Origin of the sequence: Acetoanaerobium noterae, assembly GCF_900168025.1 — a bacterium.
GTDB classification, from domain to species: Bacteria; Bacillota; Clostridia; order Peptostreptococcales; family Filifactoraceae; genus Acetoanaerobium; species Acetoanaerobium noterae.
Genome location: NZ_FUYN01000001.1, coordinates 414800 through 436568 on the forward strand (window position 1 = coordinate 414800; position 21769 = coordinate 436568).

Below are 21769 nucleotides of genomic sequence, written 5' to 3' on the forward strand. Positions count from 1 at the left end.
CTAAACCACCAACCTAGCACTAAAAGTAATTCTCAAAACCTCAAAATTTATATCAAATTTTTGTGTGACCATATCTACTAAGCATGCTTTGTAGACTACCAAATTATCATAGTCAATTACTAGATTGTGTTCTCCTTGTAGCCATGCTCCAATATTTCTAATTTTTTCTCGCCTTTCACTTATTGTTCCTAAAATCAATACATCAAACTGTATAGGAATATCTTCATATCCATCAAGAAATTTGTATGTTCCATCTTTTCCAATTACTTTAACTTCTTTATACCTAGGCTTGGGTGGCTTTGGTGGTACTATCGTTTTAATATGCAGATCATAAAAATTTGAATGTACTCCATTAAAGCTAAATCCTATCATGCCATTCCAAGCCCCCTTCCTGTTCTTTTCTGCATATCATACAATTCTCTAGCTATTTTTTTAATATCAGCTTCTTCTCTAACAATAAGAGAAGATATATTAAAATTGTTTTCTATCTTTTGGCCTTCGTTAGATTCTTCTCTCACTATTTTTCTTAAATCATCAAGCGCACCAACAAATTCAGGTCTCTTTTCTCCAACTCCAATTACAGTAGGTCCTGTAAAAATTCCACCTTTGTCATACCAGTCCACACCAAGTTTAGGAACTGATGGAGGATTAAGACTAAAAGAACCATTAATTTTAAAATGCGGTAATGGAATCTTAAACTGTGGTATCTTTAAATTTCTAAAGAATCCTACTATAGCATCTAGTCCTCTTCTTACAAGATCTTTTGCTTCTTCAATTTTTACAGAAAAAGTATTCTTTATTCCATCCCACATTGCTGTTGTAACAATTTTTAGATTTTCTCCAAACATATTCCAGCTATCTTTTATAACTTGAATAAATGTTGTAATAAATATTCTTATATTACTTAGAGTGTCTGAAATAAATGTTTTAACACTATTCCATGTATTAGTCCATAAAGTAGATATATCTGTACCAAATTTATTAAAATCAGCTTTAACTTTATCTAGTATCCCTAAAATGGTAGTCTTAATATCTTCCCAAGTCTTTAGAGCAAAAGCTTTAACTTCGTCCCAGTTTTTATATAGAGCTACTCCTGCTGCTATCAGTACTCCTACTGCAGCTACAACTGCAACTACAGGTAAAGATATTGCTCCTATTGCAGCACCTAATGGAGCTACTGCTGCACCAATTGTTGCAAAGGTAGTTCCTAATGTACCAAACACAGTAATTATAGATGTTATAGAACTTGCTATTGTTCCGAATATAATTAGCAAAGGACCAATTGCAGCAGCAAGTCCTGCGATAACAACCATAGTTTCTTTTACTGGTCCAGGCAAATCTTTAAACCATGTAGCAAACTCTTGTAATTTTTCAGATATAGTTACTAATGCTGGTGCCATAACTTCTTGCATGATTGAAGCTAAATCATTTCCTACTAACTTCAAATTATTCATAGCAGTAGTGTAGTTATCTATTGGATCAAGTGTTCCTTCAAAAGTTGAATTAACTGCTCCAGTAGCATCTGTGGCTGCATTCTTGAAATCACCTAATGATAATGCACCTTGTTCAATAGCATTAAGCATAAATGCAGCGCCCTTGCTTCCAAAATATTCAGAAGCTAAAGTAAGCCTTTCTGTTTCACTGCTTGTAGTTCCTAGAGTTTCAATTAACCCTCCCATTCCTTCTTGCAGTGTTTTTCCATCCTTAGCAAAAGTAACCTGAGCTTTAGCCATATAGGACAAAGCTTTTCCGCCATCTATACCTTTTTGCTCAAATCTACCCATTACTGCTGCTGATGTAGCAAAATCCAACCCTAATGCTTTCAATTGTGGAGCACCCTTTATTATAGAATCAAATAGTTTATCTGTAGCTATTCCTGTGTTTTGTGCAGTCTTTGTTACTGCATCAAGCACAGTAGGAATATCTGCTGCAGTTAAACCAAAAGCTTCTATAGCTTGCTTACTACTTATTGTAGATGATGTTACATCTTGGCCATTTATCGCAGAGAATCTTAACATTAATTCAGTAGTTTGTTCTAGTTCAGGACCTAGAAGTCCAAACTGAGTATTTACTTCACCTATTGCATCTCCAACTGCTTGAATTTCATAAGGTCCATTTCCTGCCACATTATCAAAAGAACTACTAAGAGTTTCTATAGCTTCTCCAGTTGCGCCAGTCTTAGTTACAATTGTGTCTAGAGCCCCATCAACTTCATTGAAAGCTACCATAGCACCTGCCCCTATTGCCATGATAGGTGCAGTTATGCCTAAACTCATCTTTTCGCCGACACCTTTCATTTTCTCGCCAGCTTCATTTGCTTTATCGCCAAACTCTTTCCACTTATTATTAGTGGATTTTAATTCTTCTTCTAAATCTTTTAGTTGCTTTGTTGTAAATTCTACTTCCCTTGCAACAGCTCTATATTGTTCTTCACCAATTTTACCTTCTGCAAGTTGTTTTTTTGCTTGCTCTTGTGCATCTTTTAAAGTATCTAATTTACTCTTAGTGTTTTCTATTTGCTCCGCTAAAAGCTTTTGCTTCTGCGCTAATGCTTCTGTATTTCCTGGGTCAAATTTTAAAAGTCTTTCTACTGCCTTAAGTTCTGTTTGAACATTTTTAGTATTCTTATTCACATCATTAAGCGCTGTTTGAAGTTTAGTGGTGTTCCCGCCTATTTCTATAATTACTCCTTTTATGTTACCTGCCAAAATCTCACCACCTTTTTACATAAAAAAACCACTCTAATGAGTGGCAAAAATTTCATATATTTACAATCTATCAAAGTCTTCTTGAGTTGCTTTTCTTATTCTAGGACTATCTTCATCCTTTTCTTCATCTTGCATATTATTATAAGTTATACAATAATCAACTATCTGCCCTATTGTAATATCTTCAAACATCTGTAGGGGCATTCCTCTTATAGAAGCCCCCACCATTATGTCTTCAATATTTACCGCTTCATTGCTGGATGATTCATGTTTTTTTTTGATTGAATTGTAGATGTAAAACTTTGAATCAGCATATCCATTACTTCTGGAAGAATATCTATAATTGGAAATTCGTCAAATTCATCTAGCCAATCAAGTGGAGAAACTATGCTTTTATCGGCAGTCTTGGCCATAGTCCAAGTAACATTGTAAAAAACATCAAAATCTATTTTTTTTAGATCTCCTAAATCTAGTTCAGGACTTATTGAATCGATATCCATATCTTTAAAAACTTCTATCATACCCATTATTTCACTAATTGGATTTTTTCCAAACTGCTCTTTATATCTAAGCGCAAATGAACCTGTATTTTTCAATCTAACTTCTTTGCCTGATATTAATATTGTCTTTTCCATATAGCCCTCTTTTCTATGGCACTACTGGTGCTGGGGTAATAGTTGGTACAGCTGTAAGCACCTTATCATATCCAGCTTCATCTTGATTATATCTAACTTTAATGTATCCATTAGCATCACCCATAACTGTTATAGGAAGCACTTGAGTTTTCACATTCTTTTTCCCTTCAGCAGTCTTATATTCATCACTTATTTTCCCTGCCTTACAGTTAAAATAAACATGTCTTGCTTTATTTGCATCTCCATCACATTCAAAAATTAGAGCAAAAGGTTTAGTTGTAGGGTTTAACTTCTCAGCTAGCCCACCATCAGCATCTCTTATAAAGCCAAGTACATCGGTTTTAAAAGTATCAGGAAATAGTGCCATTTCTAGTGTACCCTCTGCTCCTTCTGATTGAGCTTCGGAGTAGTACACTCTATCATCAGCAAAGAATTGATACATGTCTGACTTCTCATCAACCTTTAGAGTTACTGCACCTGGAATAGCAACTGGAGCTGCATAATTTACTACTCCGCCTTCTCCCTCTGTTCCTACTGCTACAAGTACATTCTTCAAACCAAATTCAACTTTATTTCTATTCATTTTACCCTCCTATATCTCAATATAATATGAAGTTCTATTCATTTTCTCAGACTCAATATAATCAGAATCTTTATTCCATGGTATTTCATGTGTCCTAAATACATCTTCAAGTACTTTTTCTGTAGCTGTTGATTTATGCTCAGCATAAAGTTCAACTCTGTATTCATCAATTTGAACATACACAGTGTTATCAGCAAACATATTGTCACTTGAAGGATCCATAACAATAATATATGGTAGTGCTGGAGCTTGAGTAGAACCTTCTGATGAAAAGCTACTAAAAGCTACTGGATATCCTGTTTCATCTAGTATAGTTATTAAATCACTAAGACTCTTCAATTCCTTGCACCACCTTTTTAGTAAATTCTTCTATAGCTTCTTTTTCTGCTGTAGCAATATGTGGTCTTGCTGGAACTCTACCACCATTTCTAGTAGCATGCCCATATTCTAATAAATGCGTAAGTCTATAATGTGGAGCTTTAACATGGACCACATAAGATTTAGAAAGCCCATTATTTCTTGGAGTAAATGTCCATGCTTTCGCATACTTTCCATTGTTCTTTGGACTAGAAGCTTTCAATTTTTTAACTGTTTCTTTTGCTGTCTCTAAAGATGCAGTTTCAACAATACCTTCAACATAATAACCCACTGTTTCCATCATGGCCTGCATTTCTTCAACTAATTCATCAATGTTTATTAGTTCTATAGTGCATCACCTCTTTGACTTTCTACTAATATCTCAATGGTTCTATTTTCAAACCCTATATCGTCTATATTTTTAATATCATAAGTTTGATTTTCAAATATCATCCTAAGATTAGTAGTAGAGATATCTACCTTAGAGCTATCTAGTTTAGAAATATATCTAACATAGACTTTCAGTGAATCTTGAGCATTAACTACTGCAGCAGCAAAGTATTCTTTTCCATATAGCTTCTTAGCATAAGCATAAACGCTTACATAGTCCATCCAAGTGTCAATATATATACCTTCTTCATTTCTCGCAGTTGTCTTTTTCTGAATAGTTATCTTCTTGTTATAAACCATCTGAGCATCTTTAACCCTTGTTTTCTTATCTATCATGGCGTCACTTCCATATCCTTGCAAGCATATTTAAGCTGAAGATTTAATATAACAGAAGAAAAATTGCTTTCAAATTCTTCTGTGGCCATATTATATCTGTATCTACAGTAATCAAATAACAAAGATTTAGCTTGGTTATCAGACTCATAGTCAATAGTTGTTCCTGTTACTGAATCAATATAAGCTTTACCTGCATCTATCATTGTAGATATAGAACTATCTTCATCTGACCATGTTATCTTTAAATAGCCTTTTATCTCTTCGAGCATGTTATCACGCTCCTAATATTTTCTCTATAATTTCAGCTTTTGTATCTTCTTCAGATACTTTAATTTTTAAACTATTTGCATGAGATATTAAATCATCTTTTCTCATTTTCTTTAGATCATCCATACTTATTTTATTAACTTCACTAGACTTTTTTTCTTCTTTTATTTCTTCAACTAAAACTCCATATCCAGCATTATTAATCTCTTTGAACCTTTCAGGAGTCAATTCAAAAGAGCTCCCCGCATTGCGAAAAGCTCTCTCTTTTAAATCTTGAAAGGCAATCTTAACTCTAGCTTTCATATTTTATCCTCCTAAACTGCAGGAGCCATTCCAGAAATATCAAATACAGTGAATGACTCATTATCTTTAGCTTTACCATTTCCTAAAAACTTAGTAAGATAAGTTCTTTGGTCTTCAAGGAATTTGTATTCGTCTGAATGCTCAATCTTTTGGGCCATTCCAACTCCCATAAAATAGTTAGGTGCTTCTCCTGTTACCATCTTACCTTGTGGTACTGCAACGGACTGGATAATATTTTCCATTGGGAAAAGGAAGTTTGAAACCCATTGACCATTTAAATTTTTAGTCATAATAGTTTGGTAAATCTTAGACCAGTAATCTAATGGATTTACAATAAACACTACATCAGCAGCATCTACTATCTTTGTACCATTTTTAGTAAGAGGCGCCATGATAGCAGTTCCTATAGAAGCTGGCGTAAACTCAGTAAGTGCAACTGGAGTTTTATCTGGATAAACTCCTTCAACTACTGCTCCTGCTAAATTCTTCATCATTCCTATAGGTTGGTCTTTACCAGTACCATTAACAATTGCTAGCTCAAGAGCCATTGCAATTGATTCTCCTAAAACTGTTCTTACATATGTGTCTAACCACTCAGGTCCTAAAACTAACATAGACTTGCAAACAGGCATATATGCAGAAAGCTTGTATAAATTCATGTCTTCTATTTTGAAAGCTGCAGAAAGTTTTTTCTTAATTGTATCGCATAAAGGACCCCACCAAGCGGCCTCTGCATCATTAGTTCTTGTAATCCACTGAGTAACTCCACCAGTGTTTACAAAATTAATCTTATCAAGAAGTGGATGTTTTTTCTTTAAATCTTCAAACACTCTATCAATTATAGTTGCAGGCATAAGGCTAACTACTTCAGCAGTCTCAAATCCGTTAGCTTCAATTACTGCATTGTAATATTTTCTTTCATCTGCAGTAAGATAATTCATATTTCTGGCTGCTCTTGCATGTTGGTCAGCGGCTTCCATTCTTGCAGCTTCTACTGCTTCTCTTTTAGCTTGATCAAGTACTCCTAATTGAATATGATGGGCCATTGCTACTTGTGCAGCTGCTACATTGTCAGCATCTCCACTTTCAAGTGCTGCAACAAAATCATTTTTTAAACCTATTAGTACCTCATCAGTATTACTTAAATCTGGATTTATCATTGGTCTTGGCATTTTATATTTCCTCCCTTTTAAACTTGTTTAGTATGTTATTTGTTTTATCAACTTTTCTTGCTTGTGCATTTACTCTCATCTTTTCTAAGATAGAGTTTTTGATTTCGTCAGCTGTTTTGATGTCTTCTTCTGGCTTTTCTTCTTCGAATAACTCTGAGCATAATCCCAGCTCAAAACACTCTTGAGCAGTAAGCCATGTCTCATTTTTAACTAGAGTTTTCAAATCTTCTTCATCACCAGTAAACTTTTCTTTGTAAGCTTCAAGTACTGCTGAGTCCATCTTGTCCATATCTTCTGCTGTTTTTCTCAGTTCGTCAGCATTTCCCATCGCGAATGTCCAGGCTTTATGAATCATCATCATAGCTGTTTTAGGCATTATGATATTTTCACCAGCCATAGCTATAACCGAAGCTCCAGAAGCTGCAAGTCCATCAATATAGATATTTATACTTGCTGGATGTTGCTTTAATAAATTAAGGATTGCTATAGACTCAAAGACATCTCCACCTCCTGAGTTAATATGCACTTCTAGTTTTTTAACATCTGACAAATTAGCTAGTTGTTCTTTTACTGAACTAGATGTTATGGCTTCTTCATCCCACCAACTATTCCTAGTTATGTTTCCGTATAAGTATAGCTTTGCTGTTTCATCAGTCTTTACTGCTTCACATTTAGGATTGATTTTTTGAATATTAGGTCTTGGCATTTAACTTTCACCCCCTTTCTGAATATCTGCTGCTCTCATGTAGTTCTTTGTAACAAATACTTCATCAGCTATTTCATCAGCTGACTTTTCCTTTCCAATGAGTTCTCTATTATCATTAATTGTATGAACACCTGCTCTAAACAGAATATCCATAGCATTGGCTAGGTCTTTGATATCCGTAAGCTTAATTCTGGTTGTATCTATTTTTAAGAAATTACCAGCTAGATATGCATCTTTTCTATACATCTTTCTGTTAACTTCACTAGCTATAAGGTCTGCAAGTGGATTTATACATAAATTAATATATGAAATCATTGCAGAAGATGTATCAGCCCCAGTCCCTAAAAATAATGATGGCGGGATTTTAAAAGCAATAGCTGTAAAGTAAAACATATCGTCTATCAAGGCTTTAATATCTCTACTATCAGAGCCTTGCTTATACCCTTGTGTTGCTAAGTCTGTGTATTTGTAGCCATTGCTAAGTGGAAGTACTGCCCCATTTTCTGCATCAAAGAATCTTTTAAATCTTTCGTTCATTAGTTTTTCTTCTGTCTGTTTATCTATATCTCTTTCAGAAGTCTTCGCTGGAATTTCTAAGATACCTCTTCTTGCGTTAGATCTCTTATAAGTTTTCTTACTGTAAGCTATAAGCTCACTATAAGTTTCAAAAACCCCATTAACTATGCTCGTTATTCTTTCATCATTAAGCTGCAGATGTATTACTTCACTTTCTTTAAGACTTGTATTAAGCTTGAATCCATCTACTACTATGTCAGTGTAAATGTTCTCCACAAATGCATAGGTTTTCTTAGTGAAGCTTTCAGCTGGATACATTTGTCCATCAGGCCTTATAATAATAAGGCATTCATTATCTAAAACTAATCGCCTTATTACATATCTCCAAAACGCAGAAGCAGACCTATTAACATTAGGTTCAACATTAAACAAGTAGTAGTTATCTCCCTTTTTATTTTTCTTATCTACATAAGTTTGAAACTCAGCAAGTGAGATAGTATCTGCTATCAAGTTAATACAACACTGCATAGCGAGTCTCTTGAAATAAGCCTCTGCTTGTAATTTTTCAATGCAAGCATCTAAAGTTATAGTTCCATCTGCTCCTACCTGTCTAGTGAACCATTCCCACGCCGAATTAAATATTCCCATGTCCTCACCTCCTATCTAGAAAATCATTGGCTCATAAATCTCATGTACTGTTGTTGCATCTGCTAAATCATCATCTGCTGCAACTCCATGAAGAAAAGCAAACATTCCATCTGTCTTTCTTCTTTTAGGCTCTATTTTATAAAATTCTTTGTTGCCTACTTCATTAGTTCTTACTCCTACATTGTTGATATACCAACGCATTAACTTATCATCTTCTAGTTGTATAAGTCTTTCTGTGAAAAGTTTATTTACAAATGGATGTATCATCATATGTGTTTTGGGTCCAAAAAAGCGACCCTCAAAAGGTATTCCTGCATTTGCAAAATCTTGCGAAATGCCTGATATCCTGTATCGGTCGCCTACTACTTTCTTTATGTTGTACACTTGAGATTGCCTTACAAACCAACTAGCTATCAATTCGCCTGGTATTGTAGGAGTATCTCTAACTATTGTTGCCCATCCTTTTTTCACTGCTTCATCAATATCTATATTGTAATGTTTAAGTTTTAATGCTTTTTCATGTATAAAACTATGCTGTTTGAATAGTCTTTTATTTCCATACTTAAAATATAATCCTACAGAAGCAAAGTCATTTATATCTGCATAGTCTAATACTCCAAGGCATTCACATCCTATAATATCTGGCCACGGGTCCCTGCAAGCAGCTTTGATATCATCCCAAACTGCTACCACTTTATCAGCTGAAACATACACAAGATTCATTCTTTTAGTTATAAATTCTTCTTTTACTGCATCGTTGGTGTACATATCATTGAATTGAATTTCCATCTCATGCATTAATTCAGGTGCATATGGAAGCCTTGGGTTTGCCATGGGCCATAATTTTTTATTTTCTATTTGGTCAAGATTATCCATCTTGAAAATGATGGGAAGAAACCCATTATGTGGCATCTCTCCATTAAGTATTTGCTTAGATTTATTTTTTAGATCATCAAGAACTGCATCTCTTACATATCCATCTGTAGTGATGTATATTCTTCTAGGGTCTTTAGTTTTTCCAAGTGCTGATGTGTACACATTAATATTCTTATAATCTGTGTACTCATGCACTTCATCAAATATAACGCATCCTGGTCTTAATCCATCTTTAGTTTTAGCATTACTTGTTCTATACCTAACAGTTGAATTTGTTCCCTTATGAGTTATCTTGATTTTGGTGTAATTAAATGCTGGCTGTATCTCTTCGTTATCATCAATCATTGTATATATATCTTCAAAACTTGTTTTCGCTTGGTCTTCTGCTGTGGCCACTATATCAACATTATAGTTTTTTATTCCATTAACTTCGCTGATAAGTGCAGTAGTTAAAGCAGATACATATCCATTCTTACCAAAACCTCTACCACCTTCAATGAAAATCTGATTAAATAGCAACATGTCATTTCTCTTATGCCTTACTCCTACAATTAATGCAGTCATAAACCTTTGAAAATCATGTTGCTTATAAAATCTTCTTTCCATTAGAGCTACTGTTTCTTCAATTACTTCACTATCAATAACTATGCTTTTCTTATACAATTCTTTTCTTAGAAATTTCATGAGAAGCTTTTGTTCTTCACATGCTGGAACTTTATCTCTTTCAACTTTTTCCATCCAAATATTTATGTATGGATGAAAATTAGGTTTTCTATATCTTGACTGCTTTTTCAACTGGCTTCACATCCGCTCCCCGAAGGCCAAGCTCTTGAAGTATCTTTAACATTTGTCCACTTACCTTTACAACTTCAGCTACTGAATCATTTTTCTTTACTCCAGTTTGTCCTCCGCCATTATCCCAAACAACACTAACTCCTCTATCTCTAATATCAGCTATTAACATATTCTTAGTTTGCCAAAATGCTATATAGTCTGCAACGAGGGAACGATAGTGCTGTTGTAATAGCCCCTTTTCTTCAATCTGTCTTAGTAAATCTTCTTCAATTTGTAACCATTCTTCTTTAGTTTCTTTGACATCATTATTGCAAGTTTGTGCTTTTTTTCTTGCCATTTCAACACCTCCCTACCTACCATCATGCGATATTACTAAAAATGTCTACAGTCTACACCCCTTACCGTTCCCAGAGATTTTAGAAAAAATTCTATTTTTCGGACTGGGGGGCTATTCCCATCTTTCTTCACTTACAATTTCTTTTTTTATTATTTTTAATTTTTCAGGATGAACTATATTGTGGCAAACATTACATAAACTTATGAGATTATTGTCCTCAATTGCTAGTTCTGGATAATCTTTTAAATGTTTTATGTGATGAACTGTTTCCGCTTTGGAATACATTCCTTTAAGTTTACAATGCTGACACTCATAGTTATCTCTTTTAAGTATTTGCTTTCTCTTACGAAGCCATACCATACTCTTATAAAATGCTATCTCATTACCTGATTTGATTGAATCAACTAATTGTTCTATTGTGTGCATTATACTCTAGCTCCCACCCCTGCTATGTATGAACATACTGTTAAGTATTGTCGCAGTATCCAGTTTAAATCCAAAATAAAAGAGCAGCTATAAAGCTACTCTTTGTTAAAATTTTAATTTTATAATATTACTTGCTTTTTCCCATTTATGAAAGGTTACTTCTAAATCAAATAGTATCCACTTAATATTTTAAGTACTTATATTTTTTTATTATAATCCAGATTTATATTATTTATTCTTTTTAATTTATGCTTTACTAACTCATTTTCCCAATAATCTCTCGCCATTCTCATTAACATAACTGCATAAGCAATTAACGATATACAAAATGTTCTTAATCCAACTTGCATACTGTTGTCTCCAGAATACTCAGGAATGGCAATAACAACAGCAATTATAGATATTAGTATTGGATAAACTGTTTCAGATTTATAATATTCACAATTTTTTTTAAGATATTCCTCATATATTTTGCATTTATCCATCATGATAGATGATTTATTATCCTCTTTAATCTCCATAGATTCATTTAAATAATTCCTAATCTCATTATCGTCAAAAATTTGTAATAACATTTTATAATTTTTATCTTTTTCTATATTAATAAATCCTATGCTAAAAATGTAATCCATTACACATGATGTTATAAACATAATTATTAATCCAACAGAAATTAACCAAAATAATTCAGTAGTAATATTTGCCTTAATAATATTTAAAAAAAATGTAACTACAAAAGAAATTAACACTTGAAACAATAACATAATACTTAATAAGTTATTTTTTATTTTTTTTAAAAATTTCATATCTCATTCTACCTCCTGATTTTTAATTTAACTATATCAGAAGGAAACTACTTTGTGAATAAATAAACTATATTCTTCTAAAATCTTATATAAATATCCACTTACTATTATATCTCTCATTCCGCTCAAAAGTACGACACAAAAGCGACATAAAACCGACACGTGTAAATGACATAAAACCGACATCTACATAGATTTTATTATAGGAACTTCTTCTTCAAGTGCAATTATTCCAAATAGCCCAACTTTCATCTTGTTTATAGCATTGTTTTTTATTCTTTGAGCATGCCTCTCTGACATATTAACCTTATTAGAAATTTGTGGCCAGTTCATCGAGTCAAAGTACTTCATCTGAATAATTTCTCTTTCTTCATCACTAAGTAATGATAAGCTCATTTCTATGCTATTTATTTTAGATTTAAGCTTTTTAATGTTTTGTGTAATGCTATTTATCATTTCTAGATTTAAAACAGCTATATCCTCAACTGGCTGTGAAATTTTATAGGTTTTGCAGGTAGAAACTCCCTCATAGTTTATACCACTTACTCCATCATCTAATTGAATCTCATGTAGCTCCTTTAACTTAATCTCAAGATTAGCCTTGAGATAGTTGTAATTGTATAGAATCTTCTCAGTCCCTTTATAGTAATCTGCCTTCATATCTAGCCCTCCCTCAAAAAAGAAAAATCCCAGGAAGATTTACTCCTGGGACTCTTGGTCCTCTACATTATTTATTTGTACTGTGTATGTTTGTTGATGCTTGCACCTTGCACATTTAAGATTAATATCAAAATCTCCATGATCAGTTTTTACACTTACTTTCCCTAATAGCTTGTTACAAGACTTACAGCGAATCTCCTGTGTCATATAACCTCCTATAATTCTCTAAAGTCTATGTCTGGATACTTATTTTTAAGTAATTTAACTTTAATAAGATAGTCCTTTGTCTTAAATCCCTTGGTATCTTCTAGCACCTTGTTTCCTGTCTTACTATCTACATATTCAAAGTCTCCAATATATTTTATAGCTCTTATCTTTTTACTTTTATACTCAAAACTTTCTTGAAGTACATATATAGGCTGTAATACAAGATTACTAATTTTTCCTATATTTTCTAAAATTTTAAGCTCTTTGTATCTATTAGCTTCTTTTTTGCTGTCAAATGTTATCCCATCTATATTTACTTTTCTATTGCTATATTTGCTTTTTGTGTTATTTTGTTTATGGGGGATTGCTCCCCCGCCTTTTTTATTTGGAGTCTGCTTTTCCGCTGCAACGGTTTTATTAGCAGGCTCTTTTTTTCTTTTTAGATAATCTTGATATTCTTCCATTGTCATTCTTATGGCCAATGTTTCTCACTCCTCTATTTTGCTTAAGTGCTAATTCAGCTAGTAACCTTCTAAGAGTATTACTTTCCACTTTGCCCCAGCTACCATCTTCTCTTTTTCTTTGTGCGAAGCAGTCTGGCTTTCCATTTTCTAAGATTGAAACCTTGCTGATTCTATATTCAAAGCTCTTAGTCTTAACACTAATCATTTCATTTCCTCCTAGCATGTTTGAATTTATGAGTGAACTTAGTGCACTTTGATTCTCTTGTATAGTGTTCTATCTCTCTTTCAATCATTCTTTTATTTAGTTTATTTAAGTACTGCATATGTGAAACTCTAGAAACAAATTCTTCTTTAGTCATTTGTATTCACCTCTGATTTACTGTCATACATAGCCTGAGCAGTTTCTCTTAGCTTAGTAATTCTTTTATCACCAAATTTAAATTCTTTTCTTAGTGCAGCTTCGATAAGTTCCTCAGTCTCATCGACATGTTGCTGTACTAATGATTCAAGAAATATTTCAAACTGTCCTAGAGACATTTTGTTTATTTGCTTATACCAGTTTCTTGTTTTATCTCTCTTCTCGGTTCTGTTCATGATATCCTCCTAGTATCCGTTTTCCTGCCTTCTGAGGTTCTCTTGAAACTTTTCTAGGTAAGCTGTTTCTAAGTCAGCTCCTGAATATCCTAGTGTGTGAGTTATCGATAATAGAAAGTGAAGAACATCTGCTAACTCTTCCAAGGTATTACCACCGACTTTTTTGTTGTTTTTCCAATACTTGTGTAAATCCTGCTCATTACACACTTCTGCAAGTTCTACTACAAGCCCAAGAAGTCTATGAGTTATAAAATCTTTATGATCTAAATAAAATCCAAGCTTATCCGAGTGATTACTGTTGTAATTCTTAACAACAACATCGTCTAGATATTTCTGTTTTACAACTAATTGATTAAGGTCCATATTCTTCTCCTTATCTAAAAAGGTACATCAGCATCATCAAGAGCACGAAATCCATCTGAATCTAAACCCTCAGGTTCATATGTGTTATTTGTTTCAGGAGCCTTATTCTTATCTCCCCATTCTAGAAACTGTACATTTTCAGCAACTATCTCAGTAATGTATCTCTTTTCTCCTTCAGTAGTCTCGTAGCTCCTATTTTGAATAGAGCCTTTAACTGCTACTAGTCTTCCTTTAGCAAGATAGTTAGCACAGCTTTCAGCCTTTTTACCCCACACCTGAATCTTAAAAAAATCAGTCTTTTTATTTCCATCATTACCCTGGTATGAGCGGTCAACAGCTATATCAAAATTAGTAACAGCGTTGCCTGATGAAGGAATGTACTTAAGTTCAGGATCCCTTGTTAGTCTTCCAATAAGCATTACTATATTCATTATTTCACCTCATCAAAAATACTGATTTGAAGCTCGTTCACTGGTACTAAAACATATTTTCCATTTTGATAACAAAGCTCTGATTTTTCGCTATAAATACCCTCAGATTTATTAGTCTTTTTAAGAGTAGAATTTATATTATAGTTAAATACAGGTTGTTTATAATAATATGATGGCATTCCTGTATTTTGGTCTCCATCTTCGGTTTGCTCAACAACTTCTATTTTCAATTTCAAAGTTATCTCTGCGCCTTCAAAATTGCTTTCTTCAATTTCTCTTATGCTTTCAGTGATGTGATTATCAAATATATTAAGCATATTATTAAAAATCTCACTTCTAACATTTATATCTTTAACTTTCTTTTTATAATCTGAATAATTTGATATGTTTTCCATTAATATTCCCTCCTAATTTAATCTATTAATAGCTGATAAATAAGCTCTTCCTGCTTCAATTGCTTTATCTAGCGGTAAATTCTTCTTAAAATACAGTTTGTCTATATATCTAAGTGCCTTATCTAAATTACTCATATAGAATCCTCACTCCTAGCCCTAACTCTTTTATTTATAAGCAGGTTCTCTAAGTCATCGTTACTAACTGATTTATATGCTCCCTGCAAATTTTGATTATTTTTATTCTTTGCTTTATCTGAAGTTCCATTATTCATATAAGTTCCTTCAAGAACTTTTAAGAAATTATTAGGCTTAATAAACCAATCAAAAGTAATTATCCAACCACTTTGGCTTTGTCCTAAAAGGAATGGACAATGTTTAATGGTTTCTATTGCTTTAATAACTTCGGATTCTCCATATTCTCTAACCCTAACATTTAATAACTTAAATCTATTTGTATTGGGTTTAATTGATTTAATTTGAGTTAGTTTTAAATCATTCCATGCATCGATAATATTTTGCATAGAGTACTCTATCTCTTTATTATTTACATTATTATCATTATTTACATTATTGATTGTGTCTTTTTGTGGTCTTTTTGTGGTCTCCGTATGGTCTTTTTGTGGTCTCTGTGTGGTTTCTCTATCTTGGTAATCGTTGTAGTTTACTATTGTTAAGGTGGTCTTTTTTTTGTCACTTTTTTTCAAAATCATTTTGTCTTCTTCCAATAAATTTAAAAAGTTTCTAACTTTAGCTTTTGACCATCTCCATCTATCCATGAGTTTCAATTCAGATGTAATAAAACTGCCTCTTTTAACTTCAACCAATTCCTTGCCAAGTAGAAACCTATTATCTTTATGGCTGGCCATCATTATCATGTCAATCCATGCTTCATATTTACTAAAGACTCTTCGTTCTTGATACAACCAATGTTCTTGTATACTTCTGTGTAAACTAATCCATCCTTCCAGGGTATTCACCTCCTTTTAAGGGAGGATAAACCCTCCCTGTCAGTTTATTTAGTTTCTTCTTGATCTATAACTTCATAATCAGTTTCTTCAGCTTCAAACACATTTTGGCTCTCTACTTCAGTCATATCTGAATTGATTTCAGTCTTAATTGTGCTATCTTGAACTATTTGTTTCACGAACTCAACCTTTATAGGTGCATACTTTAAAACTTTCTTAAGGACAGTTTTCTTGGCCATTTCATCAAAATTCTTGCTCCAAGGACTGTAAGATGAACTATATGCCTGAGAGTATGTTTTAGCATGATTTGTTATATCCTCTTTAGACATAACCTCAAATCCAAAACCTCCATTTGTAAGCTTAAATACTGCGTAATAAGCTATTACTTCTCCTCTATTACCACTAGCAGGCTTATGCTTAAGAACTGGCTCAAGGCCAAATTCATATTCAAACTCATCATTTTCAAATACTTCTTTAGCATAAATATTTGCAAACTCACCACTTCTATATGCAAGCTCTATAAGGCCTTTGTAACCTATCTGAAACTGTACTTCCATATTCCCTTTATTCTTATAAGGAATTAAATATGCTTGTCCAAGTGGTGTATTTGGTTCAAGGCCTAACTGGGCTGCATTCATAAGAGAACCCATAAAGCTTTTAGGAGTGCACTCAGCTAGTTTTGGGTTAACCGATATTGCAGTTAGGGCCATTCTTGTAAATCTTTCTGGAGTAATTACACTTGGAAGAGCCTTTTTAATAGCTGGTTCCATAACCTTAATCCAATCTTTAATTGTCTGAGGTTCTTTATTACCATCAGTCACGCTATTATTTGCTTTCTTTGCAAGTTCATTTTTTAAATTTGACATATTATCATCCTCCATTTATTTAATTTGAAATCTTCTACTTGAAGATTTATTAGTGTATTTTTCATATATGTTAGGTAGTTCAGCTTTTAACTTCTTAGAATCTAATCTATTTGATTCAACTGTTTTCCAAATTACTGTCCTATCAGATATAATTGCTTTTTCTGCTTCTTTCATTTGCATTTGAATGTCTTGCTTAATAAGCTCCTGTTCTTTTTCTAAAGTCTTAATAAGCTCATTTATTTGGTCATATCTGTTAACCATTTCTATATATTCATTTTTGTCTATCACAACAGTCTCACTTGCATCACTATCTGGGTACATCATTTTTATTAAATCAGAAGCATCACTTGATCCATCAGGAGCTGGCATCTCATTTTTCAATATATGATTCTCATAGAAATCTTTTTCTATATTTATGAGATAATTTATAATCTCTTCATCTCTTTTAATTTCATGTATAGAAACTGCTTCATTTCCAATCAGTGCTGCAATATACCATTTATCTAGTCCAGTAACAGCCATATAATGATGGCATTGCAATTCATACATTGGTGGAATACTTTCTTCCCACTGCTTTTTAGCATATGAATTAGTAACTTTGCACTCAAGTCCAGCGCTTTCACCTACTACTAATCTATCTACATTTGCAAGCATCCATTCATGTTCTGGATGCTGAAGTATAGCATTTCTTTTTCTTACTTTCTTACCTAGCATTTCTTCAAATCTTTTAGCTACATAGTCTTCTAAATCCCTTCCTATTCTCATTCTTTCTGAGTCTATAGGTTCGCTCTTAGGCTCAGTCTTATCAATAAAGACTGAAATAGCACTTTTAAAAGGACTAAGCCCTGCTATGGCTGCAGCATCACTACCGCCTATTCCCTTTTTTCTATATTCAAGCCACTGCTCATAATTTAAATCTAGGGTTTGAATTAGTACCTTAGCTATCATTACTCATCATCTCCTTCATCTTCTGTATCATCTTCATATGAATCATCAAAGTAATCGTATCCATTTATTTTCTTGTAATTGTCTAAGCAATATTGGTTATACATTTCATCAAGATTTTGGTTCATAAAGTACCTCCATGATTTCTTATAATTCTTTCAAATCATTAAATGTAGCAAAAGTTTCTATAATAACGCCAAAATTTTCTACATATAATTTGCAAACACTATCGTTTGGAATTTTAACAACTGAAAACTCTTTATATATTTCTAAGAAATCTTTTAATTTCATTTTTATCAAAGGCTTTGTAATTTCATTAAAAGTTATAGAATTAACTCCTTGCAGCTTTGATATTGTTTTTATGAATTCATTCCAGTTATCCATAATTCAATACTCCTATCCCAATTCCTAGGCCCAAGTATCATTTTCATAGTAGTGGTACCATTCCCCATTTCTTAGCTTTACACATACTGTATTATTTTCGTCTAACCAAACTTTAGTGATTTTCATTCCGTCCTTGTAGTCATTTCCTACGCATTTAGTGTGCAGCTCATTTGTTCTAAACATCAAATCTTTTTGCTCTTTAGATAACTTCTCAATACCTATTATCATTTTGGACCTCCTATGGTATAATATTTTTAGAATATTTTCTTAAGCCCTTTTGTGAGTGCCAGCTCGCGATGGGCTTTTTTCTTGTAGAGAAACTATAAGGTTTAGTGTTGCAATTAATAAATCAAATAATTTTTCTTGTATAATTTTTACAGTGTAAACTTCTTTTTCATCTATTACTTCATCTGAAACTACATCTATTAAATGCCTCAGCACATCTTGGATGTGTCCAAGTGAACTTTGAAATGATATTGTGCTCCCGGATAGCTCCTTAAGACATAGCTCCTCTAGATTTACACCAGGAGAAATATTTTTAAGATGCATTAGAGGCAACCATGATGCATTGTATTTTTCTGTCATAGCTACTACGATTTCATCCGGGACCTTATATTTGTTATTCTCGTAATCAGATAATGTCCTAATACTTATGTGTAGCAATTCACTTGCATATTCTTGTGTTAAACCTGCGTTATTTCTGGCTACCTGATAGAAATTTATGAAATCTCTTCGCATTAATAACTCCTTTCAATTTTGTTATAATTAATATAAGAACAACAATCGGTACTAAATAAATAAGAGAAAAAATAATCGGAGATAATATCCATATGGATATAAGTCTTAAGAACACAGCTATTATTATTCCTCCATTCCCAAACATAGCCGATAGAAAGTCAGCTACTCCCATCCAATCAACCTTATCGTAAAAAAACATCTTTTACCCCTTCCTCGGCATTGGCGAATCCCTCAAAATCTCCAATGCTCTTTTTTATACAACTGACAATCTTTTCCTCATTCCATTTCTATTTGATTTGCTTAACCTCCATTTATCAATGTCTTCTTTATTGAAAAGCAACCTAGTTCCTAAATAAAAATGAGGAATATTCATTTTTTCCTGTCTTATATAGCCCTCAGACATATTGAGATATTCAGCCAAATCTTTTACACTCATAACCTCTTTTACATTTGACTTGGGAACAATCTCCTCTAAAGCCTCAGTAATAGTTTCAGCAAGCACGCTTTTTATCGTTTGCTCAATCATTTCCTCAATTGACATAAGCAATCTCCTTTCCTCATAATTTTTTTAAGAAAATGTTATAAAACACTATTTAGATATTTAGTTTCTTCATCAATAATTTTGTTAAAGCTTTCATCAAACTCTTTATATTTCTCAACTAGCTCAGCACTTGTTGGAGAAAAATTGCTTATTTCATTAGACAAAGCCAGGAATGTTGTCATTAAATATTCCAGTCTTTTTCTGCTCATAAATTTTTCCATAATTTTTGCCTCTTTTTCTATAGAATTTAAATTCCCAACTGAGTTATAATAATTTTCAGGAGGAGATTTCATGATTAGATTTATTAAATTTATTTTTAAAAAAATTATTGCAAGCATCTTGATTTCTGCAGGGTTAATAGCATCTTTTTCAGTTTTAAAAATTTTTATAATTGGAATCATTAAGCCAGAATCTACATTATCGTTAATTTTAAAAATCAATTTTCTAGATTTAAGTTTGACATACCTATATTCATGCCTAGCTTTGTACATTATTTTTCTTATTTGTGATTTGATTTTTGCTTATTTTTTAAAATTGCCAGATCAAATGAATAAAATAGAAATCACATTAGCTTTTTTACTATTACCTACTGCTTTTATCATTGCTTGCTTAAGCGAACTATCTTTTGAACAATTCACGGTTGTAGTTACTTCACTTACTTTTATTGGTTTATTTATTCCTATTTTTCAATTTCTGATTAAAAAAATGACCTAGCTTTAAGCATTTGCTTCTTAATTTTTTGAAAATAAGAAAATTTATGAACCATATAAAAATGATGAAGCTAATAAATGCAATGCTTTTTAACATAAAAATTAAAAGACTATTTTCCATTTTCGACCTCCTAATTAGTAGGTTCTCTCAACCTTGCAAATCAGTTCTAAAGCTTGTAACTTTGTATTTTCATCATTTGATTCCGTGAATATTTTCATAGCTTCAGCTAATAAAAAATTCTTAGGATTTTCGTTAAATTTATCTGCGTTTTTTTGTGTTGTATTGACTACAATCATTTTCTTTCCCTCCTATTTAAATTTCTTAGCTGTGCAATCACCACAAAGAATCTTTGTTGTAGCTAAATCTCCTTCTTCTAATATGTGGTACATATCTTCGCCATCTAGCTCCATTTCTTTACAACATTGATTACAATTTGAGAAGATACCTTCATCTAGCGGTATTTCAATTACATAACCTTGGCATGTGGTTATTTTTGTGTAAATCATTTACACCCCTCCTAATTTCTCTCTATCATTGGCAAATATCCATTATCTTTTAGCAATTCATATAAAAACAGTCTTCCCTTTTGAGTCCATTTAGTTCTAAGTTCAACTTTAGTAGAACCGTCTGATAGCTGAATATCTATTGATTCTGAATGTGTATATCCTTTGCTTTGATATTTTGAATATAATAGCCATTGGTTGCCTTGTTTGTATTGAACCTTTAGATTGTGAAGTATCTTGTTTAATGCTTGTCCAGATAATCCATAATCTTTTGCAATTTGCCCTATATTAAGTAGGCTTTTAGATTTTAGAATTCTGTCTACATAATCAGCTTTTGGTCTAAGCTCCCCTATTATCTGACCTTGTTTTTTTACTTCTGTTTCAAGTTCTTTCCTTGCTGCTCTTTCTTCCTTTAGTTGAGTAGCAACTTTTATGAGTAAATCAGGATTATCTAGAAGTTCATCAGTTGCATACATTCCTTTGCTTCTAATGTCTTTAAGTATTTCCTTTACCTTCTTTTTGAACTCCTTCGCTATAGGTTTTCTACTTTGCATTAATACTTCATATAATCCGTCTTCAGATAAAAGCCACATTTCTTGATTTCCACCAAGGGTCGGAACATTCTTCCGTACCTTTTCATCATCATCAACTTGACTAACTAGTTTGTTAACACTAGATAAATCATAATCAATCCATTCAGCAACATCTCTAGCTAAAAATAATGGATTTTCTAAATCTCCATAAATTACGAACTGTTTTCCTAATAGCTCTCTTTTGTTTAACACTTGTAAATTCATTTTCAAAGCTCCTCTCTAATTTTTAATTTTGTTTCGTTTGAGTTAACTCAGACTCTAAAAAAATTTCTTCAATTGTTTTCCCAAAATAAGAGCTAACAATTCTAGCTTCTTTTAACGAAAAATCTGTTTTACCATTAATTTTATCATTGAAAGTTCTTAGTGTAATTCCAAGATGTTTAGCCAATTGCTTCTGTGATAACCCAAACTCTGCTATTAGTCCTTTTAACTTAGATTGTACTGGCATTTCTTAAGTTCCTCCTCTCTTGTTTCGTTCTTGTTAACTAATTATAGTACACGCAAACAAAACTTACAACCTTTTTTTTGAAAAAAGTTTCCTTTTTTGT

At 32.6% G+C, this 21769-nt stretch carries 41 protein-coding genes; all 41 read right to left on the reverse strand.

The window, feature by feature from the left end; translation table 11 throughout:
- The 41 genes from B5X47_RS02090 to B5X47_RS02265 all read right to left on the reverse strand — a co-directional run bounded on the left by B5X47_RS02090 (nt 1) and on the right by B5X47_RS02265 (nt 21669).
- On the reverse strand, nt 1-372 hold the full coding sequence (locus B5X47_RS02090) for a hypothetical protein (protein ID WP_079588561.1): 372 nt from the start codon (nt 370-372) through the stop codon (nt 1-3).
- A complete protein-coding gene (locus B5X47_RS02095; protein WP_079588562.1) occupies nt 369-2708 on the reverse strand; it encodes a phage tail tape measure protein in 2340 nt (779 codons plus the stop codon). Before B5X47_RS02095 ends, B5X47_RS02090 begins: the two co-directional genes overlap by 4 nt.
- A gap of 60 nt (nt 2709-2768) precedes the next feature.
- The gene (locus B5X47_RS13985) at nt 2769-2900 is read right to left on the reverse strand and encodes a hypothetical protein (RefSeq protein WP_278278395.1); all 132 of its coding nucleotides are present in this window, start codon (nt 2898-2900) and stop codon (nt 2769-2771) included.
- A gap of 50 nt (nt 2901-2950) precedes the next feature.
- Complete coding sequence (locus tag B5X47_RS02100) at nt 2951-3343, reverse strand: hypothetical protein (protein WP_079588563.1); 393 nt, start codon at nt 3341-3343, stop codon at nt 2951-2953.
- 13 nt (nt 3344-3356) lie between these two features.
- Nucleotides 3357-3926, reverse strand: coding sequence for a major tail protein (locus tag B5X47_RS02105; protein ID WP_079588564.1), 570 nt, complete (start codon nt 3924-3926; stop codon nt 3357-3359).
- A gap of 9 nt (nt 3927-3935) precedes the next feature.
- Nucleotides 3936-4265, reverse strand: a complete 330-nt coding sequence (locus B5X47_RS02110) for a hypothetical protein (protein ID WP_079588565.1) — start codon at nt 4263-4265, stop codon at nt 3936-3938.
- Entirely contained in the window at nt 4252-4587 is a 336-nt protein-coding gene (locus B5X47_RS02115; protein ID WP_159446368.1) for an HK97 gp10 family phage protein, read from the reverse strand. Before B5X47_RS02115 ends, B5X47_RS02110 begins: the two co-directional genes overlap by 14 nt.
- A 41-nt stretch (nt 4588-4628) precedes the next feature.
- Nucleotides 4629-5009, reverse strand: a complete 381-nt coding sequence (locus B5X47_RS02120) for a phage head closure protein (RefSeq protein ID WP_079588567.1) — start codon at nt 5007-5009, stop codon at nt 4629-4631.
- Nucleotides 5006-5278: a head-tail connector protein gene (locus B5X47_RS02125; protein WP_079588568.1), complete on the reverse strand. Its 273-nt coding sequence runs from the start codon at nt 5276-5278 to the stop codon at nt 5006-5008. Before B5X47_RS02125 ends, B5X47_RS02120 begins: the two co-directional genes overlap by 4 nt.
- 4 nt (nt 5279-5282) lie before the next feature.
- The gene (locus B5X47_RS13845) at nt 5283-5579 is read right to left on the reverse strand and encodes a hypothetical protein (RefSeq protein WP_079588569.1); all 297 of its coding nucleotides are present in this window, start codon (nt 5577-5579) and stop codon (nt 5283-5285) included.
- An 11-nt stretch (nt 5580-5590) separates the two neighbouring features.
- Nucleotides 5591-6751 carry a phage major capsid protein gene (locus tag B5X47_RS02135; protein WP_200805062.1) on the reverse strand — a complete coding sequence of 387 codons (1161 nt, stop codon included), beginning with the start codon at nt 6749-6751 and terminating at the stop codon, nt 5591-5593.
- Nucleotide 6752: 1 nt separating this feature from the next.
- Entirely contained in the window at nt 6753-7457 is a 705-nt protein-coding gene (locus B5X47_RS02140) for a head maturation protease, ClpP-related (RefSeq protein ID WP_079588570.1), read from the reverse strand.
- Nucleotides 7458-8621 (reverse strand): phage portal protein, encoded by a 1164-nt coding sequence (locus B5X47_RS02145; RefSeq protein ID WP_079588571.1) that lies wholly within the window; start codon nt 8619-8621, stop codon nt 7458-7460.
- Between the two features lie 15 nt (nt 8622-8636).
- Nucleotides 8637-10292 (reverse strand): terminase large subunit domain-containing protein, encoded by a 1656-nt coding sequence (locus tag B5X47_RS02150; protein ID WP_079588572.1) that lies wholly within the window; start codon nt 10290-10292, stop codon nt 8637-8639.
- Nucleotides 10270-10629 carry a P27 family phage terminase small subunit gene (locus B5X47_RS02155; RefSeq protein WP_143215739.1) on the reverse strand — a complete coding sequence of 120 codons (360 nt, stop codon included), beginning with the start codon at nt 10627-10629 and terminating at the stop codon, nt 10270-10272. Before B5X47_RS02155 ends, B5X47_RS02150 begins: the two co-directional genes overlap by 23 nt.
- 111 nt (nt 10630-10740) lie before the next feature.
- A complete protein-coding gene (locus tag B5X47_RS02160; RefSeq protein ID WP_079588573.1) occupies nt 10741-11055 on the reverse strand; it encodes an HNH endonuclease in 315 nt (104 codons plus the stop codon).
- Nucleotides 11056-11252: 197 nt separating this feature from the next.
- Nucleotides 11253-11861: a hypothetical protein gene (locus B5X47_RS02165; protein WP_079588574.1), complete on the reverse strand. Its 609-nt coding sequence runs from the start codon at nt 11859-11861 to the stop codon at nt 11253-11255.
- Nucleotides 11862-12047: 186 nt separating this feature from the next.
- Nucleotides 12048-12521, reverse strand: coding sequence for a sigma factor-like helix-turn-helix DNA-binding protein (locus tag B5X47_RS02170; RefSeq protein ID WP_079588575.1), 474 nt, complete (start codon nt 12519-12521; stop codon nt 12048-12050).
- A 39-nt stretch (nt 12522-12560) separates the two neighbouring features.
- Nucleotides 12561-12728 (reverse strand): hypothetical protein, encoded by a 168-nt coding sequence (locus B5X47_RS13740; RefSeq protein ID WP_159446369.1) that lies wholly within the window; start codon nt 12726-12728, stop codon nt 12561-12563.
- Between the two features lie 8 nt (nt 12729-12736).
- On the reverse strand, nt 12737-13210 hold the full coding sequence (locus tag B5X47_RS02175; protein ID WP_242950986.1) for a DUF1064 domain-containing protein: 474 nt from the start codon (nt 13208-13210) through the stop codon (nt 12737-12739).
- On the reverse strand, nt 13146-13397 hold the full coding sequence (locus tag B5X47_RS02180) for a hypothetical protein (protein ID WP_079588577.1): 252 nt from the start codon (nt 13395-13397) through the stop codon (nt 13146-13148). Before B5X47_RS02180 ends, B5X47_RS02175 begins: the two co-directional genes overlap by 65 nt.
- A gap of 1 nt (nt 13398) precedes the next feature.
- The gene (locus tag B5X47_RS13745) at nt 13399-13551 is read right to left on the reverse strand and encodes a hypothetical protein (protein WP_013361751.1); all 153 of its coding nucleotides are present in this window, start codon (nt 13549-13551) and stop codon (nt 13399-13401) included.
- Complete coding sequence (locus tag B5X47_RS02185; RefSeq protein ID WP_079588578.1) at nt 13544-13786, reverse strand: hypothetical protein; 243 nt, start codon at nt 13784-13786, stop codon at nt 13544-13546. The genes B5X47_RS13745 and B5X47_RS02185 overlap by 8 nt, the downstream gene beginning before the upstream one ends.
- A gap of 9 nt (nt 13787-13795) precedes the next feature.
- Nucleotides 13796-14149, reverse strand: a complete 354-nt coding sequence (locus B5X47_RS02190; protein ID WP_079588579.1) for a dUTPase — start codon at nt 14147-14149, stop codon at nt 13796-13798.
- Between the two features lie 14 nt (nt 14150-14163).
- Entirely contained in the window at nt 14164-14580 is a 417-nt protein-coding gene (locus B5X47_RS02195) for a single-stranded DNA-binding protein (RefSeq protein ID WP_079588580.1), read from the reverse strand.
- Complete coding sequence (locus B5X47_RS02200) at nt 14580-14975, reverse strand: hypothetical protein (protein ID WP_079588581.1); 396 nt, start codon at nt 14973-14975, stop codon at nt 14580-14582. Before B5X47_RS02200 ends, B5X47_RS02195 begins: the two co-directional genes overlap by 1 nt.
- A gap of 12 nt (nt 14976-14987) precedes the next feature.
- The gene (locus B5X47_RS13990; protein ID WP_278278396.1) at nt 14988-15110 is read right to left on the reverse strand and encodes a hypothetical protein; all 123 of its coding nucleotides are present in this window, start codon (nt 15108-15110) and stop codon (nt 14988-14990) included.
- On the reverse strand, nt 15107-15844 hold the full coding sequence (locus tag B5X47_RS13850) for a hypothetical protein (RefSeq protein ID WP_200805065.1): 738 nt from the start codon (nt 15842-15844) through the stop codon (nt 15107-15109). The genes B5X47_RS13990 and B5X47_RS13850 overlap by 4 nt, the downstream gene beginning before the upstream one ends.
- A gap of 143 nt (nt 15845-15987) precedes the next feature.
- Nucleotides 15988-16806, reverse strand: coding sequence for a recombinase RecT (locus tag B5X47_RS02210; RefSeq protein ID WP_079588582.1), 819 nt, complete (start codon nt 16804-16806; stop codon nt 15988-15990).
- A gap of 15 nt (nt 16807-16821) precedes the next feature.
- The gene (locus B5X47_RS02215) at nt 16822-17754 is read right to left on the reverse strand and encodes a YqaJ viral recombinase family nuclease (protein WP_079588583.1); all 933 of its coding nucleotides are present in this window, start codon (nt 17752-17754) and stop codon (nt 16822-16824) included.
- Nucleotides 17754-17879: a hypothetical protein gene (locus tag B5X47_RS13995; RefSeq protein ID WP_278278397.1), complete on the reverse strand. Its 126-nt coding sequence runs from the start codon at nt 17877-17879 to the stop codon at nt 17754-17756. The genes B5X47_RS02215 and B5X47_RS13995 overlap by 1 nt, the downstream gene beginning before the upstream one ends.
- A gap of 19 nt (nt 17880-17898) precedes the next feature.
- Nucleotides 17899-18135, reverse strand: a complete 237-nt coding sequence (locus B5X47_RS02220) for a hypothetical protein (RefSeq protein WP_079588584.1) — start codon at nt 18133-18135, stop codon at nt 17899-17901.
- Between the two features lie 24 nt (nt 18136-18159).
- Nucleotides 18160-18363: a hypothetical protein gene (locus B5X47_RS02225; protein WP_079588585.1), complete on the reverse strand. Its 204-nt coding sequence runs from the start codon at nt 18361-18363 to the stop codon at nt 18160-18162.
- Nucleotides 18364-18402: 39 nt separating this feature from the next.
- The gene (locus B5X47_RS02230; RefSeq protein ID WP_079588586.1) at nt 18403-18873 is read right to left on the reverse strand and encodes a helix-turn-helix domain-containing protein; all 471 of its coding nucleotides are present in this window, start codon (nt 18871-18873) and stop codon (nt 18403-18405) included.
- On the reverse strand, nt 18830-19072 hold the full coding sequence (locus tag B5X47_RS02235; protein ID WP_079588587.1) for a hypothetical protein: 243 nt from the start codon (nt 19070-19072) through the stop codon (nt 18830-18832). Before B5X47_RS02235 ends, B5X47_RS02230 begins: the two co-directional genes overlap by 44 nt.
- Nucleotides 19073-19126: 54 nt before the next feature.
- Nucleotides 19127-19414: a helix-turn-helix domain-containing protein gene (locus tag B5X47_RS02240; RefSeq protein ID WP_079588588.1), complete on the reverse strand. Its 288-nt coding sequence runs from the start codon at nt 19412-19414 to the stop codon at nt 19127-19129.
- Between the two features lie 38 nt (nt 19415-19452).
- The gene (locus tag B5X47_RS02245; RefSeq protein WP_159446370.1) at nt 19453-19854 is read right to left on the reverse strand and encodes a hypothetical protein; all 402 of its coding nucleotides are present in this window, start codon (nt 19852-19854) and stop codon (nt 19453-19455) included.
- Between the two features lie 405 nt (nt 19855-20259).
- On the reverse strand, nt 20260-20421 hold the full coding sequence (locus B5X47_RS13750; protein ID WP_159446371.1) for a hypothetical protein: 162 nt from the start codon (nt 20419-20421) through the stop codon (nt 20260-20262).
- 12 nt (nt 20422-20433) lie between these two features.
- Complete coding sequence (locus B5X47_RS02255; protein WP_079588591.1) at nt 20434-20631, reverse strand: hypothetical protein; 198 nt, start codon at nt 20629-20631, stop codon at nt 20434-20436.
- Between the two features lie 11 nt (nt 20632-20642).
- Nucleotides 20643-21425, reverse strand: coding sequence for a phage antirepressor (locus tag B5X47_RS02260; protein WP_079588592.1), 783 nt, complete (start codon nt 21423-21425; stop codon nt 20643-20645).
- Nucleotides 21426-21447: 22 nt separating this feature from the next.
- Nucleotides 21448-21669, reverse strand: coding sequence for a helix-turn-helix transcriptional regulator (locus tag B5X47_RS02265; RefSeq protein WP_079588593.1), 222 nt, complete (start codon nt 21667-21669; stop codon nt 21448-21450).
- Between the last annotated feature and the right edge of the window lie 100 nt (nt 21670-21769).